The 16,840-nt window shown below is 62.8% G+C and carries 13 protein-coding genes; 11 read left to right on the forward strand and 2 right to left on the reverse strand.

Annotated elements, in window-relative coordinates; all coding sequences use genetic code 11:
- Positions 1-16 precede the first annotated feature (16 nt).
- Positions 17-838: a DUF6544 family protein gene (locus ACTCHC_RS05275; protein ID WP_463021425.1), complete on the reverse strand. Its 822-nt coding sequence runs from the start codon at positions 836-838 to the stop codon at positions 17-19.
- A 251-nt stretch (positions 839-1,089) separates the two neighbouring features.
- Here ACTCHC_RS05275 and xdhA point away from each other — a divergent pair, with 251 nt between their 5' ends.
- From xdhA to ACTCHC_RS05310, 7 genes are all read left to right on the forward strand, one after another.
- Positions 1,090-2,469: a xanthine dehydrogenase small subunit gene (gene xdhA, locus ACTCHC_RS05280; RefSeq protein WP_463021426.1), complete on the forward strand. Its 1,380-nt coding sequence runs from the start codon at positions 1,090-1,092 to the stop codon at positions 2,467-2,469.
- Positions 2,466-4,880 (forward strand): xanthine dehydrogenase molybdopterin binding subunit, encoded by a 2,415-nt coding sequence (gene xdhB / locus ACTCHC_RS05285; protein WP_463021427.1) that lies wholly within the window; start codon positions 2,466-2,468, stop codon positions 4,878-4,880. Before xdhA ends, xdhB begins: the two co-directional genes overlap by 4 nt.
- Positions 4,877-5,824 (forward strand): xanthine dehydrogenase accessory protein XdhC, encoded by a 948-nt coding sequence (gene xdhC, locus ACTCHC_RS05290; protein WP_463021428.1) that lies wholly within the window; start codon positions 4,877-4,879, stop codon positions 5,822-5,824. Before xdhB ends, xdhC begins: the two co-directional genes overlap by 4 nt.
- Positions 5,821-7,335, forward strand: coding sequence for an ABC transporter ATP-binding protein (locus tag ACTCHC_RS05295; protein ID WP_463021429.1), 1,515 nt, complete (start codon positions 5,821-5,823; stop codon positions 7,333-7,335). Before xdhC ends, ACTCHC_RS05295 begins: the two co-directional genes overlap by 4 nt.
- Before the next feature lie 120 nt (positions 7,336-7,455).
- The gene (locus tag ACTCHC_RS05300; protein ID WP_463021430.1) at positions 7,456-8,535 is read left to right on the forward strand and encodes an ABC transporter permease; all 1,080 of its coding nucleotides are present in this window, start codon (positions 7,456-7,458) and stop codon (positions 8,533-8,535) included.
- Entirely contained in the window at positions 8,535-9,467 is a 933-nt protein-coding gene (locus tag ACTCHC_RS05305; protein ID WP_463021431.1) for an ABC transporter permease, read from the forward strand. Before ACTCHC_RS05300 ends, ACTCHC_RS05305 begins: the two co-directional genes overlap by 1 nt.
- Positions 9,468-9,518: 51 nt before the next feature.
- Positions 9,519-10,589, forward strand: a complete 1,071-nt coding sequence (locus tag ACTCHC_RS05310; RefSeq protein ID WP_463021432.1) for a BMP family ABC transporter substrate-binding protein — start codon at positions 9,519-9,521, stop codon at positions 10,587-10,589.
- 53 nt (positions 10,590-10,642) lie between these two features.
- Here the strand turns inward: ACTCHC_RS05310 and atzF are convergent, their stop codons facing one another.
- Complete coding sequence (atzF, locus tag ACTCHC_RS05315) at positions 10,643-12,439, reverse strand: allophanate hydrolase (protein ID WP_463021433.1); 1,797 nt, start codon at positions 12,437-12,439, stop codon at positions 10,643-10,645.
- A gap of 114 nt (positions 12,440-12,553) precedes the next feature.
- Between atzF and ACTCHC_RS05320 the strand changes: the two genes are divergently transcribed.
- From ACTCHC_RS05320 to ACTCHC_RS05335, 4 genes are all read left to right on the forward strand, one after another.
- A complete protein-coding gene (locus tag ACTCHC_RS05320) occupies positions 12,554-13,456 on the forward strand; it encodes a LysR family transcriptional regulator (protein ID WP_463021434.1) in 903 nt (300 codons plus the stop codon).
- 181 nt (positions 13,457-13,637) lie between these two features.
- Entirely contained in the window at positions 13,638-14,768 is a 1,131-nt protein-coding gene (locus tag ACTCHC_RS05325) for a BMP family ABC transporter substrate-binding protein (protein ID WP_463021435.1), read from the forward strand.
- An 11-nt stretch (positions 14,769-14,779) separates the two neighbouring features.
- Positions 14,780-15,889: an ABC transporter permease gene (locus ACTCHC_RS05330; RefSeq protein ID WP_463021436.1), complete on the forward strand. Its 1,110-nt coding sequence runs from the start codon at positions 14,780-14,782 to the stop codon at positions 15,887-15,889.
- Positions 15,886-16,815, forward strand: coding sequence for an ABC transporter permease (locus ACTCHC_RS05335; protein WP_463021437.1), 930 nt, complete (start codon positions 15,886-15,888; stop codon positions 16,813-16,815). The genes ACTCHC_RS05330 and ACTCHC_RS05335 overlap by 4 nt, the downstream gene beginning before the upstream one ends.
- Positions 16,816-16,840: the final 25 nt, after the last annotated feature.

Below are 16,840 nucleotides of genomic sequence, written 5' to 3' on the forward strand. Positions count from 1 at the left end.
TGTACGCGCGGCCCGGTCAGCACGCCTCTGCACGTAGATCGGTTACAGTGCCCTGGTAATAGGCCTGATACCCGTCGGGATAGACATAGCCCACCTCGGCCTCACCCGGCACGCGGCGCGGCCCGATCTGTCGGTAGTCGCTGAAAATCCCGCGCCAATCGCGCAGGACGGTCAGGCCGTCTTCTGTGGCGGGTCGATCTTTCGCTTCGGCCGATGCGATATCGCCATGCTCATCGAATAGCAGGTCAACCGATACATCCTGCCCCTTCACCCGCAGGGAAACCCGCGCGCGATCAGGGGCCACCATCTGCCAATGCAATTCCGGATTGCCCAGAATCGCATCGGGCGCCCAGGGCAATTCGGCCAGATACCGCATCGCCTCGGCGCGCGTCACGTCAGGGCCGGTGGCATTCGCCACCCGGATCATCCCCAGCAGCCACACCTGCAACCCGCCCTGCCCGGCCACAAAACTGTCGCTGACCCGCATCAGCGTAAACGGCCCGCGCCGCTGCCTTGCCATCCAGACAAAACCCGGCGCGCCGCTAGAGATGCGTTGCCGCGCCGTCAATCCGGTAAAAGGACCATCCTTTTTCAGCCGGATCCGCGCCACCTGACGCAGATGCAGCCCGCAAGCAGGCCCGGAGGCATCTGCCCCGCCGCGCAGGGCAAAGGCGCGCACCAGTGGTGGCAGGCCAGCCGACACATCGCGCGGCAAGGGCGTTGCGTCCATACCCGCCATCAACGCCGCGCGCGCCCGCGCGGCCTGAAACAGACCGAAAGACAATGCCCCGATCACCACAAGGGCGATACCCAATATAAACAGGAATGAAACGCGCATCCCGCACCTCGGCTTTGCTGCATCAGTTTAGCCAACCCGGACCCGGTGCAAATGATCCAGCGCAAAACCCGCCTGCACAAACAGCAGGCCCATGCGGGCGCCTGATCCCAAAATGCGGGTCTGGTCGCGCTCAATGCTTGCCAAGCCGGTTCATTCCCGCTTTGCTGCCCCTATCACAGGCCACATCCCCACTTTACGCCGCATCGGGTGGGGAGGACAGGGCCGGACCCAGACAGCGGCGGGTTTCGTGAATGCAGATAGAGTTTCTTCTGAACGGAGAGACGATGCGCGTGGCCGATCAACCGCCGACGCGCACCTTGCTGGACTGGCTGCGTGAAAATCGCCGCCTGACCGGCACCAAGGAAGGCTGCAACGAGGGCGATTGCGGCGCCTGCACCGTGATGGTGTCCGATGGCAAGGGCGCGCGGGCCCTGAACGCCTGTATCCTGTTTCTGCCGCAACTGCATGGCAAGGCCGTGCGCACCGTCGAAGGCATCAGCGGGCCGGATGGCGCGCTGCATCCCGTGCAACAGGCAATGGTGGATCATCACGGATCGCAATGCGGGTTTTGCACGCCCGGTTTCGTGGTCTCGATGGCAGTGGCGCATCTGAATGGCGCGACCGATCACGACGAACAATTGGCCGGCAACCTGTGCCGCTGCACTGGCTATGCCCCGATCATCCGCGCGGCGCAGGCTGCCCAGACCGCCCCGGTTCCAGACTGGATGGCCGACAAACCCCCCGTTCCCGCATCGCCCCCGCCCGAGGCAGACCAGCCCTTCGCCCTGCCGCGCAGCGCCGATGAACTGGCTGCCTGGTATTCCAACAACCCGGGCGGCACACTGATCGGTGGCGCCACAGATGTGGGCCTGTGGGTGACGAAACAGATGCGCGATCTGGGCCCGGTCGCGTTTCTGGGTGGCTGTGACGATCTGAAAACCATCAGCGTCACCGACACCGATATTCGCATCGGGGCCGGTGTCACCATCACCGATCTGGGTGCGCTGATGCAGGAACATCACCCTGATTTTGCCGCGATGATCCGCCGATACGGATCGGTCCAGGTGCGCAATGCCGCCACGCTGGGGGGCAATATCGCCAACGGATCGCCCATTGGTGACGGCCCGCCCGCGCTGATCGCGCTGGGGGCCAGCCTGCACCTGCGCCGGGCCGGCCGGCGGCGCGTGATCGCGCTGGAGGACTTCTTTGTCGATTATGGCAAGCAGGACCGCAAAGAGGGCGAATTTGTCGAGGCCATCAGCATCCCGCGCCAACCCGACCGGCTGAAGTGTTATAAGGTGTCAAAACGCTTCGATCAGGATATTTCGGCCCTGTGCGGCTGTTTCAATATCACCGTGGAAGACGGCATCGTGACGGGGGCACGCATCGCCTTTGGCGGCATGGCGGGCACGCCCAGACGCGCGACCCATGTCGAAGATACCCTTATCGGGCAAAGCTGGGATAGTGATACCATCACCACCGCGTGGGAAGCCTGGGAAGAGGATTTTCAACCGCTCAGCGATATGCGGGCCTCGGCGCAATACCGGCTGGATGCGGCGCGGGGCCTTTTGGCGCGGTATTACCATGAAGATCAGGGAACGCAGACCCGCGTGCAGGCGGTGCAGGCATGAGCGTGGGCAGCCCCCTGCCCCATGATGGGGCGCATCTTCATGTGACCGGGCAGGCCCGCTATGTCGATGATATTCCGGCGCCGGGGCCCGCGCTGCATCTGGCATTCGGGCTGTCGGCGGTGGCGCGCGGCACGCTGGTATCAATGGATCTGGACCCGGTGCGCGCAGCGCCCGGCGTGGTGGCGGTGCTGACGGCGCTGGACCTGCCCGGCGCCAATGATGTATCGCCTTCAGCCCATGACGAACCCCTGCTCAGCACGGGCGAGGTATATTACGCGGGCCAGCCCATATTCCTGGTGGTGGCCAACAGCCATCTGGCCGCGCGCCGGGCGGCGCGGCTGGCCGAAGTGGAGTATGCCGAAAAACCCGCCGTGCTGAGCATTGATGATGCGCTGACGGCAGGCAGCCTGTTCGAGGATGGCCCCCGCATCTGGGAAAAAGGGGATGCATCAGCCGCCATTGACGCCGCCCCGCGCCAGATCAGCGGCACCATCGAGATCGGCGGACAGGAACATTTCTATTTGGAAGGTCAGGCCGCGATGGCGGTGCCGCAGGAAGGCGGCGATATGGTCGTCTATTCCTCGACTCAGCACCCGACCGAAATTCAGCACAAGGTGGCCGAGGCCCTGGCGCGCCCGATGAACGCCGTTCGGGTTGAATGCCGCCGGATGGGCGGCGCCTTTGGCGGCAAGGAAAGCCAGGGTAATGCGCTGGCCGTCGCCTGTGCGGTGGCCGCGCAACTGACGGGGCAGGCCTGCCGGATGCGATACGATCGTGACGACGATATGATGATCACCGGCAAGCGGCATGATTTTCGGATCAAATACCGCGTGGGGTTTGACGCGGGGGGCCGGATCGCCGGGGTTGAGTTCGTCCAATATGCGCGCTGCGGCTGGTCGATGGATCTGTCGCTGCCGGTCGCGGACCGGGCCATGCTGCATGCCGACAATGCCTATCATCTGCCCGCCTGCCGGATCGAAAGTCACCGACTGAAGACCAACACGCAATCGGCGACGGCGTTTCGCGGCTTTGGCGGGCCGCAGGGCATGGTGGGGATCGAGCGGGTGCTGGATCATGTCGCCCATGCGGTTGGCCGCGATCCGTTGGACGTGCGGCGGCTGAATTTCTATGCCCCGCAGGTGGAGGGGGCGGATGCCTCCGGCGGGGGTATTTCGACCAAGAATAAGCGCAAGGCGACAGTTTCTGATGGGCATACCGACCTGACATCGCGCGGGGCGCCGCCTGATCCGGGCGGGGTGCCCATGGTGCCGACAGGCGTGCAGACCACGCCCTATCACATGGCGGTCGAGGATTTCGTGCTGCATGATCTGGTGGCTGAACTGGCGGATACGGCCGATTACGCGGCGCGCCGGGCCGCCATTGCCGATTGGAACGCGACCAGCCCGATCCTGAAGCGCGGCATTGCACTGACGCCGGTGAAATTCGGCATATCGTTCACGCTGACCCATCTGAACCAGGCCGGGGCGCTTGTGCATGTGTATCAGGATGGGTCGATCCATATGAACCACGGCGGCACTGAAATGGGTCAGGGCCTGTTTCAGAAAGTCGCGCAGGTGGCCGCCAGCAGTTTCGGGGTGGATATCCGCGCGGTGAAGATCACCGCGACCGATACCGGCAAGGTGCCCAATACATCGGCCACCGCGGCATCGAGTGGATCGGATTTGAACGGTATGGCCGTGAAAGCCGCCTGTGACACGATCCGCGAGCGGATCGCCGCGCATTTGGCCGAGCTGCATCAGACTGACCCCGCCCAGGTCTTCTTTGAAAACGGCAAGGTCTTTGTCGGCACGCAGGAGATGAGCTTTGCCCAGGCTGCCGCCAGCGCCTATCAGGCGCGGGTCAGCCTGTCGGCCACCGGGTTTTACGCCACGCCCAAGCTGGAATGGGATCGCATCGCCGGCAAGGGGCGGCCGTTCTTCTATTTCGCCTATGGGGCGGCGGTGACCGAGGTGGTCGTTGACATATTGACGGGTGAGAACCGCATATTGCGGGCGGATATCCTGCATGATGCCGGGACCAGCCTGAACCCGGCACTGGACATCGGGCAGATCGAGGGCGGATTTGTGCAGGGCGCGGGCTGGCTGACGACCGAGGAACTGGTCTGGGATGCCAGGGGGCGGCTGCGCACGCACGCCCCATCAACCTACAAGATCCCGGCCTGTTCGGACCGGCCCGCCCTGTTCAACGTGGCGCTGTGGTCCAGGGGACGCAACCGCGAGGAAACCATTTACAGGTCCAAGGCGGTGGGCGAGCCGCCGCTGATGCTGGGTATATCGGCGCTGATGGCACTATCGGATGCGGTTGCAGCCTGTGGCGCGGATTATCCCGCGCTGGATGCGCCCGCCACGGCCGAGCGCCTTTTGGCCGCAATGCAACGGGTGCGCGCATGAGCATCGACCGGGCCGAACTGGCAGAAAAGGTGGCGCTGCATGGCCGGGTGGCGCGGGTTGTGGTGGCCGCTGTCGATGGATCGGCCCCGCGCGAGGTGGGGGCGGCGATGCTGGTCTGGGCGGGCGGGCAGTCTGGCACCATCGGCGGCGGCGCGCTGGAACATTCTGCTGCGCAACAGGCACGCCGCTTGCTGGCGGACGGGCCGGGACCGCGCCTGCACCGCATCCCGCTGGGCCCCGCGCTGGGGCAGTGCTGCGGTGGCGCCGTGCAGATCCTGACCGAGTTATTCGATCAGTCCGCCGTTCTGGAATTGCCCGAACATGTTCATGCACGCCCCGTCATCGCCGGAACGGCCATGCCGTTTGCAGTCAGGCGAATGCTCCACCGGGCACGTGCATCCGGCCAGCCACCGTCGCCGGGCCTGATATCTGGCTGGATGGTGGAACCGATCACAGCCCCCGCCACAATGCTGTGGATCCATGGCGCGGGCCATGTCGGGCGGGCACTGGTGGCTGTTCTGGCCCCCCTGCCGGGCTTTGCCATCACCTGGGTCGATACAGCGGCCGACCGTTTTCCCGAAGACGTGCCTGCCGGGGTGACAAAACTGGTCGCCGCAATCCCTTCCGATGCGGTGCCCCGGGCGCCCGCAGACGCGCATCACCTGATCCTGACCTATTCCCACGCGCTGGATCTGGCGCTGTGCCACAGCCTGTTATGCCACGGATTTGCCAGTGCGGGTTTGATCGGCTCGGCAACGAAATGGGCCCGGTTCCGCAGCCGGCTGTCGCAACTGGGGCATTCCGATGCCCATATTGCACGCATCTGCTGCCCCATCGGGCAACCGTCACTGGGCAAACACCCACAGGCCATTGCCGTGGGCGTGGCCTCGGCGCTACTGTCGCAACACCGGGAAAGACAGGCCATGGGGGGCACTGCGGGGTGAAGACACTGCTGACCATCGAAGGGCTGACCAAGGCCTATCCCGGCGTCATCGCCAATCAGGATGTGTCCTTTACCATTGCCGAAGGCGAGGTTCACGCCTTGCTGGGCGAAAACGGCGCCGGTAAATCGACGCTGGTCAAGATGATCTATGGGTTGGTCAAACCCGATTCCGGGCGCATGGTCCTGCACGGCCAGACCTATGCGCCGACGGAACCCCGCGCCGCCCGTGCTGCCGGGGTGGCGATGGTGTTTCAACATTTTTCACTGTTCGATGCGCTGAACGTGGCCGAGAATATTGCTCTTGGCATGGAAAATCCGCCCCCCCAGGGCCAATTGGCGGCCAAAATCCGCGCCGTCAGCGAAACCTATGGCCTGCCTTTGGACCCATCGCGCATGGTGGGCGATCTGTCGGCTGGCGAACGCCAGCGGGTGGAGATCATCCGATGTCTGCTGCAGGATCCCAGGCTGCTGATCATGGATGAACCCACCAGCGTTCTGACCCCGCAGGAAGTGCAGATCCTGTTCACCACCCTGCGCAAACTGTCTGCCGAAGGCACCGCGATACTCTATATCTCGCACAAGCTGGAAGAAATCCGCAGCCTGTGCGACCGGGCCACGATTCTGCGGCGCGGGCAGGTGGTCGGCAGTTGCAACCCGCGCGAAACCTCGGCTGCTGAACTGGCGGAAATGATGATTGGCGCCAAATTGCAGCCCCCACGCCGCATGGACAAGACGCCGGGCGATATTGTCCTTCAGGTCGATGACCTGGTCCTGACCCCGGCCGACCCGTTTGGAACGCATCTCAGGAATATCAGCTTCACGCTGCGCAGCGGAGAAATCCTTGGCATAGGCGGCGTCGCCGGAAATGGTCAGGACGAATTGCTGGCGGCCCTCTCGGGAGAGGCGCTGACAACCTCGGGCGCCATCACGTTGCGCGATCAGCCGATAGGGCATCTGGGGCCCAGCGCACGCCGCCGCATCGCCGTCCTGTCTGCACCCGAAGAACGGCTGGGCCACGCGGCCGCCCCCGATATGAACCTGACTGAAAACGCTGTCCTGACCGGCGCGATACGCGAACGCCTGACGGCAGGCGGTTTTCTGAAATGGCCCGCCGCACGCGCCTTTGCGGATAGGATCATACAAACCTTCGATGTCCGCACCCCCGGCGCCCAGAACACCGCACGCTCTCTGTCGGGGGGCAATCTGCAAAAATTCGTGATCGGGCGCGAAGTTCTGCAACGCCCCGACATATTGGTCGTGAACCAGCCCACCTGGGGCGTGGATGCCTCGGCAGCCGCGGCCATCAGGCAATCCTTGCTGGATCTGGCAAGCGATGGCGCGGCAATCATCGTCATAAGCCAGGATCTGGACGAGCTGCTGGAAATCTCTGACCGTTTCGCCGCCCTCAACGAGGGCCGCCTTTCCCCGCCAAGACCGGCACAGGGTCTGGGAATGGAAGAAATCGGCCTGATGATGGGTGGCGCCCACGGTATGGAGGTGGCGCATGTATAATGGAAGCTGCGCCATAGGCGCCTTCGGCGAGGGTATTTGGACCAAGAATAAGCACAGGGTTTATTCTTGGCCCAAATACCCATTCTCTTGCGGTCGCCTGTACGATCAGGGGGCGGCAACATGATCCGGCTGGAAAAGCGGGCGGCGCCTTCGCGGATCTGGATGATCGCGACCCCCTTTCTGGCGGTCTTGCTGACCATGCTGGCGGGCGGCGTGCTGTTCATGGCATTGGGCAAGGATCCGATCCTGGCAATCCGCACGATTTTCTGGGATCCGGTCCTTGGCGAATTCGCATCCTATTACCGCGGGCAATTGCTGGTGAAGGCGACCCCGCTGATCCTGATCGCGATCGGGCTAAGCCTGGGGTTTCGTGCCGGAATATGGAATATCGGCGCCGAAGGGCAGTATATCATCGGCGCTGTCTGCGGCGCTGCGGTCGGGCTGGCCTTTTACCCTGCGCAACACTGGTATGTTTTGCCGCTGATGGTGATCGCGGGCGCGCTGGGCGGATGGGCCTGGGCGATGATCCCGGCGCTGTTGAAAGTGCGTTTCGGCACGAACGAGATACTGGTTTCACTGATGCTGGTCTATGTGGCCGAGCATGTGCTGGCCTCGATGGCATTGGGCGCTTTGAAAAATCCCGAGGGGCATGGTTTCCCCGGATCGCGCAACCTTGCGCAATATGACAGTGCATCAAGCTGGCTTTGGGAAAGCGCGGGTCTGCATTGGGGCGGCGTGGCGGCCCTGCTGGCGGTGATCTGTGCCTATATCCTGTTGAATCGCCATATGCTGGGGTTCCAGATCCGGCTGACCGGACAAAGCCCGCGCGCGGCGCGCTTTGCTGGTGTCAACCCGAATGCGCTGATCCTGTTCTGCATGGGGGCGTCCGGCGCGCTGGCAGGTCTGGCGGGCCTGTTCGAGGTATCCGGCCCGGCCGGGCAGATCAGCATTGATTTCAATATCGGCTATGGCTTTACGGCCATCATCGTTGCCTTCCTTGGGCGCCTGCATCCGGTGGGCATCCTGCTGGCCGGGCTGCTTATGGGCCTGACCTATATCGGTGGCAGTCTGGCCCAGCTTGTGTTGGGGCTGCCTGCGGCTTCGATCCAGGCGTTTCAGGGCATGCTGTTGTTTTTCCTGCTGGGCGTCGATTTTCTGACCCATTTTCGTGTTCGTTTTACCAGATCAGAGGTTGCCTGATGGACCTGTCCGCCATTAACCCCGCCATATTGATCGCATCCCTGATGATCGCGGCGACGCCCATCCTGCTGGCGGCACTGGGCGAGATGGTGGTGGAAAAGGCCGGGGTGCTGAATCTGGGCGTCGAGGGCATGATGATCGTTGGTGCGATTTGCGGATTTGCCATCACGATCGAAACGGGCAGCCCCGCCCTGGGCTTTGTTGCGGCGGCGGCAGGAGGGGCTGTCCTGGCGCTGATATTCGGGGTTCTGACCCAGATTCTGTTGGCCAACCAGGTTGCAACCGGCCTTGCGCTGACGTTGTTCGGGCTGGGGCTGTCGGCGCTGCTGGGCCAGGGCTATACCGGGCTCAAGCCACCCGCTGTGCCGCAACTGGACCTTGGAACGTTATCCGATATTCCGGTGCTGGGCCGTATCGTATTTTCGCATGATATCATCGTCTATATGTCGATCGCGCTGGTGGTCGGGCTGTGGGCTTTTCTGAAATACAGCCGCGCCGGGCTGGTCTTGCGGGCGGTCGGCGAAAACCACGACGCTGCCCATGCACTGGGATACAAGGTCGTGCGGATCCGGCTGATGGCGATTGCCTTTGGCGGGGCCTGTGCCGGGTTGGGCGGGGCCTATCTGTCGCTGGTGCGGGTGCCGCAATGGACCAATGGCATGACCGCAGGCGCGGGCTGGATCGCACTGGCGATTGTGGTTTTCGCCTCGTGGAAACCAGCGCGTGTCTTGCTGGGTGCATATCTTTTCGGCGGCGTGACGGTTTTGCAGCTGAACCTTCAGGCGGCAGGGGTTGCGATTCCTGCCGCCTACTTGTCGATGAGCCCGTATTTGATAACGATTATCGTGCTGGTAATCATCTCGGCCGATCGCAGCCGGGCCGCCCTGAACGCGCCCGGCTCGCTTGGCCGCGTTTTTCATGCCTCAAGCTAGGGGCGCTGTGTCAACTTCGGGCCTGTGCCCGCACCTAAGGGGAGTAACCAAATGAAACGCAGAACATTATTGGCCGGGATGGCACTTGCCGTCAGCATGGGCACTGCCGCCCTTGCTGCCGACAAGGTCAAGGTCGGCTTTATTTACGTGGGCCCAAAGAATGATGGCGGCTGGAGCCAGCATCACCACGAAGCGGCCATGAAGATGAAGGAACATTTCGGCGACAAGGTCGAACTGATCGAACAGGAAAGCGTGCCGGAAGGTGCCGACGCCGAAGCCACGATGACCCAGATGGCGCTGTCGGGCGTCAATCTGATCTTCACCACATCCTTCGGCTATATGGACCCGACGATCAACGTGGCCAAGAAATTTCCCAAGGTGAAATTCGAACACGCCACCGGATATAAGACCGCCGATAACGTGTCGGTCTATTCCGCGCGCTTTTACGAAGGCCGCGCCGTGACCGGTTTTCTGGCTGGCAAGATGACCAAGACAGGCAAGATCGGCTATATCGCCTCTTTCCCGATCCCCGAGGTCATTCGCGGCATCAACTCGACCTATATCCACGCCAAGAAGGCCAATCCCGATGTCCAGCTTTCGGTGATCTGGGTCAGCACCTGGTATGACCCGGCCAAAGAGGCCGACGCCACGCAGGCGCTGCTGGATCAGGGCGTGGACGTTGTTCTGGCCCATACCGATTCCACCGCCCCGCTGGCCGTGCTGAAAAAGGCGGGTGGGTTCGGATTTGGCCAGGCCGCCGACATGGCCGAATATGCCCCCGCCCCGCGCATTTCGTCGATCATCGACGAATGGGCGCCTTATTACATCGACCGCGTGCAGGCGGTGCTGGACGGCACCTGGACCAGCGTGAACACCTGGCAGGGCATCAAGGACGGCATGGTCGGCATCGGCGAGTTTTCGGATGCGATCCCCGCCGAAGTGCGGGCCGAGGCCGAGGCGCTGAAAAAATCCATCGAGGATGGCAGCTATCATCCCTTCACCGGCCCGCTGAATAAGCAGGACGGAACGCCCTGGCTGGCCGCCGGTGAAGTGGCCGATGACGGCACGCTGGCCGGCATGGGCTTTTACGTCGAAGGCGTGGTGGGCGATATTCCCAAATAGTCCGCGCCAAGAACGACAAAATGAAAGCCCCCGCGCATACGGGGGCTTTTTTGTCAGGCGGTTTGCAGACTGGTCAGAAAGGCGCGCCAGTCACCGAATTCGGTGATATCCCGTGCGCCGCTGATCCCGGCCTGTTCGCAGATAAAACCCTGCACCGTTCCACCATCGGCCAGCATCAGCGTGCCTATGCCCAAGGGGGCGGGAATGGTTTTCATGAAACTGCCGAACCCCGCTTGCGGCATTTCCCAAATCTCCAGCGCGATCGGCGCGCCCTGCCCCGGATCGCGCACCAGACCGGGGCGAAATGGCGGCCCGCCCGCCAGCGCATAAAACCGGTAATCGGCGCTGGTCTGCGCCTTGCGCAAGAACCGCGCGCCGCGCAGGGTCAGATCCTTGTTCAGCGGCAGCCCGGACATATGCGCACCGCAGACGGCCAGCCGAATGGTATCGTCTTTCGCCTTGGCGGCCCCAGATGGGGGTGGCACGGTCCAGCCCGTGGCGCCCAGGGTGCGTCTGCCGACCCGTTCCAACCCGCGCGCGGCGGCCGCGATCAGGGCATCCTGCCCAGTGGGGGCCAACAACGTCACCCCGCCGGGCCGCCCGTCGGGCCGCGCCGGGGTCGGCACGGCGATACCGCACATATCCATCAGGTTCACGAAATTGGTATAGGTGCCCAGATTGGAATTCGGGGTGATCGGATCGGCCTGCAAATCGGCCAGCGAATAGAATGTCGGCATCGTCGGCACGCACAGCAGATCGACCTTTTCCAATTGCGGCTGGGCGGCGCGGATCAGGTCTTTCAACTGGTACATGCCACGAAAGGCGTCGGTCGCGCTCAGGCTTTCGGCCTTGGTGATGATCTGGCGCGTCACCGGCAACACGGCCCCCGGATCGCGCGCCAGCAGGTCTTCGATCACGGCATAGCGTTCGGCGACCCAGGCGCCTTGATACAGCATATCGGCCACAGCATAGAGCGGCGCGAAATCAACCTCGGTCACGCTTGCGCCCGATGTGCGCAACGCCGCGACTGACGCGCCGAATGACTGCGCCTGCACCGTATCGCCAAAAAACCGGATCGTGTCGGCACTGGGGATGCCGATTTTCAGACCCGGTGGCACCTCGGCCAGATCGGGGGCCGGGATGGCGCGGGCATAGCTGTCGGCGGGGTCAAACCCGGCGGCGGCCTGATAGGCGGCATAGGCGTCATCGACCGTCAGCGCGAAGACCGAAATCGTATCCAGACTGCGGCAGGCAGGCACCAGACCCGTTGCCGACAATACACCCAGCGAGGGCTTGAGCCCCACGATATTGTTCAGCGCCGCCGGCACCCGCCCCGATCCTGCAGTATCGGTGCCCAGCGCGAAACTGACGATGCCATGGGCCACAGCGACGGCAGACCCTGACGACGACCCACCCGGCACGATCAGCGGATCAATCGCGTTGCGCGGCACCCCATAAGGCGAACGCACCCCCACCAGCCCGGTGGCGAACTGATCCAGATTGGTTTTCCCGATGACGATCGCGCCTGCCGCGCGCAGCCGGGCCACCACGAAGGCATCGGCCTGCGCATCATAGGCAAAAGCCGGGCAGGCGGCCGTGGTGGGCATTCCGGCCACGTCGATATTGTCTTTGACCGCAAATGGGATGCCCCATAACGGGCGCGCTGGGTCATGATCACCCAGGGTGGCCGCTGCAGCGTGAAGGTCATCGCGGCTGGCAAGATGCAGAAATATGGCAGGATCACCAACCGCAGCGATCCGGTCAAACACCATGTCGATCATTCGGGCGGGGGTCAGGCCATCGGCATAAGCCTGCTGAAGAGCAGGCAAGGTGAACGGCAAATGATCCAAATGAATACTCCTTCATCGCGGGCGCATGTTTTCAACCTCGCGCGGCGGAAGGGTTAGAACAAATGCTAATAATACACTAAAGTGGTGCAAATTATGCACCGCTCGGGGGATCATATGAAACATCTTCAGGATTTCGACTTTATCGAGGCCGTGATGCGCGCGGGATCCATCCGCAAGGCGGCCGAGGATATGAATATCACGGCATCCGCGCTGAACCGGCGGATCAACCGGTTCGAGGATGAATTCGGTTACGAAATATTCGAACGCCTTGCGCGCGGGGTGCGCCTGAACCCGGCGGGCGAGATGCTGATCCAGCATATACGGGCCCAGCGGTCCGATCTGGCGCGCCTGCAATCGCAGGTCGCCGATCTGGCGGGTGAACGGCGCGGGCATGTGTCGATCGCTTGCTCGCAGGCCTTGTTGCCCTATTTCCTGCCGGACCAAATCGCGCAATACCGGCGCGACCACCCCGGCGTGACGTTCAGCGTCAATGTCCGCGACCGGGTGCAGGCGGAACGCGAACTCAGCACCTTTCGCAGCGATATCGCGCTGGTGTTCGAACCCCGCCATCTGGTCGACTTCGAGGTGATCGCCGCTGTGACGCAGCCGATATTCGCGCTGATGCGGGCCGATCATCCGCTGGCGCGGCACGAAACTGTCAGGCTGCGCGAATGTTTGGCACACCCGCATGTCGCGCCTGATCCCTCCTTTGGTGTGCGAATGCTGCTGGACGAGGCCGCGAAAAAAACCAGTTCCAGCCGGGTATCGCCCATCGCGGAATCGGAATCCTTCGATTTCATGCGCCATTATGTGCTGCATGAAAACGCGATCAGCTTTCAGTTTCCCATCGGCCTGAACCCGCAACCCGAAACAGGTCTGGCGATGCGTCCGCTTTCGGCGCGCGATGTCGAGCCGGGCAACCTGTTACTGGGCCAGTTGCGCGGGCGCACGCTGCCCGTGGCCTCGGCACGGTTCGTGCACCAGTTGACACAAGCCCTGGAAGCCGCACCGGTTTGACACATGCCGAACAAGCGGTGCATCACATGCACCGGTCTAGCCTGAAAATAGCATAAGTCAGAACCGCTCATCCGATCTATGGTTGATTCCATGGATTGGACACCGGCCGATCTTCGATGCAGGGGGCTGCATCCCTGCCCCTTCGCGCGAACCACCCTGCGGCCGGCAAAGGAGAGTGCTGATGTCAAACACCCGAAATATCTCGCGCCGCGGTTTTCTGAATTCGACCGCCGCACTGGCAGGCGCCGCGGCCCTGGGCGCAACCCTGCCGGTGGGCCGCGCATTGGCGGCCACTGACCTGACCGTGGGCTTCATCTATGTCGGGCCCAAGGACGACTATGGCTATAACCAGGCCCATGCCGAAGGCGCCGCAGCGGTCAAGGAAATGGCTGGCGTCACCGTCGTCGAAGAAGAAAACGTGCCCGAGACCAACGATGTGCAGAACACCATGCAGTCGATGATCAATTTCGATGGGGCATCACTGTTGTTCCCGACCTCTTTTGGCTATTTCAACCCGCATATTCTGGAACTTGCGCCGAAATTCCCCGATGTGCGGTTTGAACATGCGGGCGGCCTGTGGAACCCGGCAACCGACCCCAAGAACGTGGGATCGTATTTCGGCTATATCGGAATGGGCCAGTTCCTGAACGGTATTGCCGCCGGACATGCGACCAAATCCAAGAAAATCGGCTTCGTCGCGGCAAAGCCGATCCCGCAGGTTCTGCTGAATATCAATTCGTTCCTGCTGGGCGCGCGTCAGGTCGATCCGACGATCACCTGTCAGGTGATCTTTACCGGCGAATGGTCGCTGGCCGTGAAAGAGGCCGAAGCAACCAACGCGCTGTGCGATCAGGGCTGTGATGTGATCACCTGCCATGTGGACGGTCCAAAGGTGGTGATCGAAACCGCTGCCGGGCGCGGGGCCTATGTTTGCGGCTATCACGCCAACCAAAGCCCGCTGGCGCCAGAAAAATATCTGACCGGGGCCGAATGGAACTGGGCCAATGTCTATACCAAGATGGTGAAAACCACATTGGAGGGCGGCATGATCGACAATTTCGTACGCGGCGGCCTGGCTGAAGGTTTCATCAAGATGAGCCCCCTCGGCCCCGCCGTATCGGATGCCGCGCGCGCCCAGTTCGAAGATACGAAAGCCAAGATCATGGCGGGCGGCTATGCCGTGATCAACGGACCGATGAAGGATAACAAGGGCAATGTGATCGCCACCGAAGGGCAATCCTTCGTTGAAACCGACGTGGCGCTGGAAAGCATGGATTACCTTGTTGACGGCGTTCTTGGGTCGACCAGCTAGGGAACAGCGCCATGACGGCAGCCACGCATATCCCCGCCCCGACGCGGCGCGCATCCTTCCTGCAGGACATGGTGCCCCGTCTGGAAGGGGTCGCCATCCCGCTGGGGGCGCTGCTGGTCGGAATGGCGGTGTTTTCGCTGTTCCTGCTGATCATGGGCAAATCACCGGCCGATTTTTACGGGCTGGTCTACAAGGCCGGGTTCAGCTCGGCCTTTTCCTGGCAAAACACGCTGTCGCGGGTATCGCCGCTGTTGCTGGCGGCGCTTTGCGTTGCGCTGCCGGCGCGGCTGGGTCTGGTGGTGATCGGCGGCGAAGGCGCAATTGCGTTGGGTGGCCTGGCGGCGGCTGTAACCGGCACATGGCTGGCCGCGGCGCCGTCTTTTATCGGATTCATAGGCATGGGCCTGGCCGGCGCGGCGATGGGCGGCATATGGATCGGCGCTGTGGGGGCGTTGCGGTTCAAACGCGGCGTGAACGAAACCATTGCCTCGCTTTTGATGGCCTATATCGCGATTGCCCTGATGAACCATCTGGTCGAAGGCCCGTTCCGCGATCCGGCCAGTCTGAACAAACCCTCGACTACGCCGCTGCCCGCGCATCTGCGCATGGGCGATATTCCCATCGGCATTGATGTGCATTGGGGATTTGCGGCGGGCATCATCGCCTGCATCCTGTGCTGGGTGCTGATCGAGCGCACCACGATCGGCTTTGCCGCACGCATAGCGGGCGACAATGTGCGCGCAGCACAGGTGCAGGGCCTGCCGGTCGGCAGGCTGATCATCGGCTTCACCGCATTGGGCGGTGCCTTTGCCGGGCTGGCGGGGATGTTCGAAGTGTCGGCCATTCACGGATCGGCCAATGGATCATTGATCGCCGGATATGGCTATACCGGCATCCTGATCGCGTTTCTGGCCCGCCACAACCCGCTGGCCATCATTCCGGTGGCCATCCTGCTGGCCGGATTCGAGGCCTCCAGCGGATTGATCCAGCGCCGGATGGACCTGCCCGATGCAACAATACTGGTCATGGAGGGTATCGTGTTCGTCGTCATCCTGCTCAGCGAAACGTTGTATGGCCGGTTCCGGGTCTTTACCCCGGCCTTTTGGGCGGTGAAATCATGAGCACGGTCGCCGATATCGGGCTGTGGGGCGTGCCGCTGGCCATTCTGGGCGGGGCGATACGGGTCTCCACGCCGTTCCTGTTCGTTTCGCTGGGCGAATGCCTGACCGAACGATCGGGCCGCATCAATCTGGGGCTGGAAGGCACGCTGATCTTTGGCGCAATGACAGGCTATGCCATCGCATATAACAGCGGGTCTGCCTGGCTGGGGGTGCTGGCGGCGGCCCTGGCGGGCATGGTGTTCGGGCTGTTCCACGGCTGGGTGTGCAAATTCAAGGGCGTGAACGACATCGCCATCGGCATTGCCATGATGTTGCTGGGCATGGGTTTGGCGTTCTTTTTCGGCAAACCCTATATCCAGCCGGTCGCGCCCGATCTGCCGTCGATCCCCCTTGGCTGGTGGTCGGGCATATCGCAGGTGCAGGCGGCATTGCAGATCAATGCCCTGTTTCTGATCGGGGCGGCGTTTGCGGTGTTTCTGACATGGATGTTCAGATCCACCCGGATCGGGCTGATCCTGCGGGTGGTCGGCGACAGCACCGATGCCGCCCGCGCCATGGGGCTGGACCCCAATCTGGTGCGCCTGCTGGCCACGGCGGCGGGCGGCGCGTTGGCGGGTATCGGCGGGGCCTATCTGTCGCTCTATTATCCCGGCAGCTGGAACGAAGGCGTTTCATCCGGTCAGGGCCTGATGGCGGTTGCCCTGGTGATTTTCGCGCGCTGGAACCCGATGAACTGTTTCTGGGCCGCACTTCTGTTTGGCGGCGCTGGTGCACTGGGGCCGGCGCTGCAATCGGTGGGGGTAACGCAGGGCTATTACCTGTTCTTCGCGGCACCTTACGTGCTGACGCTGGGCCTGCTGATCGCCACATCATCGCCCAACAAGGCGATGGAAGGCGCGCCGGGCGAGCTGAGCATTACCAAATGACCGCCCCAAGGATGACAAGACGAAA

Source organism: Actibacterium sp. (assembly GCF_055134745.1).

Excerpts from the sequence above, each read along its gene's own strand:
- ACTCHC_RS05275 (WP_463021425.1), bottom strand. The coding sequence starts at position 838 with ATGCGCGTTTCATTCCTGTTTATATTGGGTATCGCCCTTGTGGTGATC.
- xdhA (WP_463021426.1), top strand. The coding sequence starts at position 1,090 with ATGCAGATAGAGTTTCTTCTGAACGGAGAGACGATGCGCGTGGCCGAT.
- xdhB (WP_463021427.1), top strand. The coding sequence starts at position 2,466 with ATGAGCGTGGGCAGCCCCCTGCCCCATGATGGGGCGCATCTTCATGTG.
- xdhC (WP_463021428.1), top strand. The coding sequence starts at position 4,877 with ATGAGCATCGACCGGGCCGAACTGGCAGAAAAGGTGGCGCTGCATGGC.
- ACTCHC_RS05300 (WP_463021430.1), top strand. The coding sequence starts at position 7,456 with ATGATCCGGCTGGAAAAGCGGGCGGCGCCTTCGCGGATCTGGATGATC.
- ACTCHC_RS05305 (WP_463021431.1), top strand. The coding sequence starts at position 8,535 with ATGGACCTGTCCGCCATTAACCCCGCCATATTGATCGCATCCCTGATG.
- ACTCHC_RS05310 (WP_463021432.1), top strand. The coding sequence starts at position 9,519 with ATGAAACGCAGAACATTATTGGCCGGGATGGCACTTGCCGTCAGCATG.
- ACTCHC_RS05320 (WP_463021434.1), top strand. The coding sequence starts at position 12,554 with ATGAAACATCTTCAGGATTTCGACTTTATCGAGGCCGTGATGCGCGCG.
- ACTCHC_RS05325 (WP_463021435.1), top strand. The coding sequence starts at position 13,638 with ATGTCAAACACCCGAAATATCTCGCGCCGCGGTTTTCTGAATTCGACC.
- ACTCHC_RS05330 (WP_463021436.1), top strand. The coding sequence starts at position 14,780 with ATGACGGCAGCCACGCATATCCCCGCCCCGACGCGGCGCGCATCCTTC.
- ACTCHC_RS05335 (WP_463021437.1), top strand. The coding sequence starts at position 15,886 with ATGAGCACGGTCGCCGATATCGGGCTGTGGGGCGTGCCGCTGGCCATT.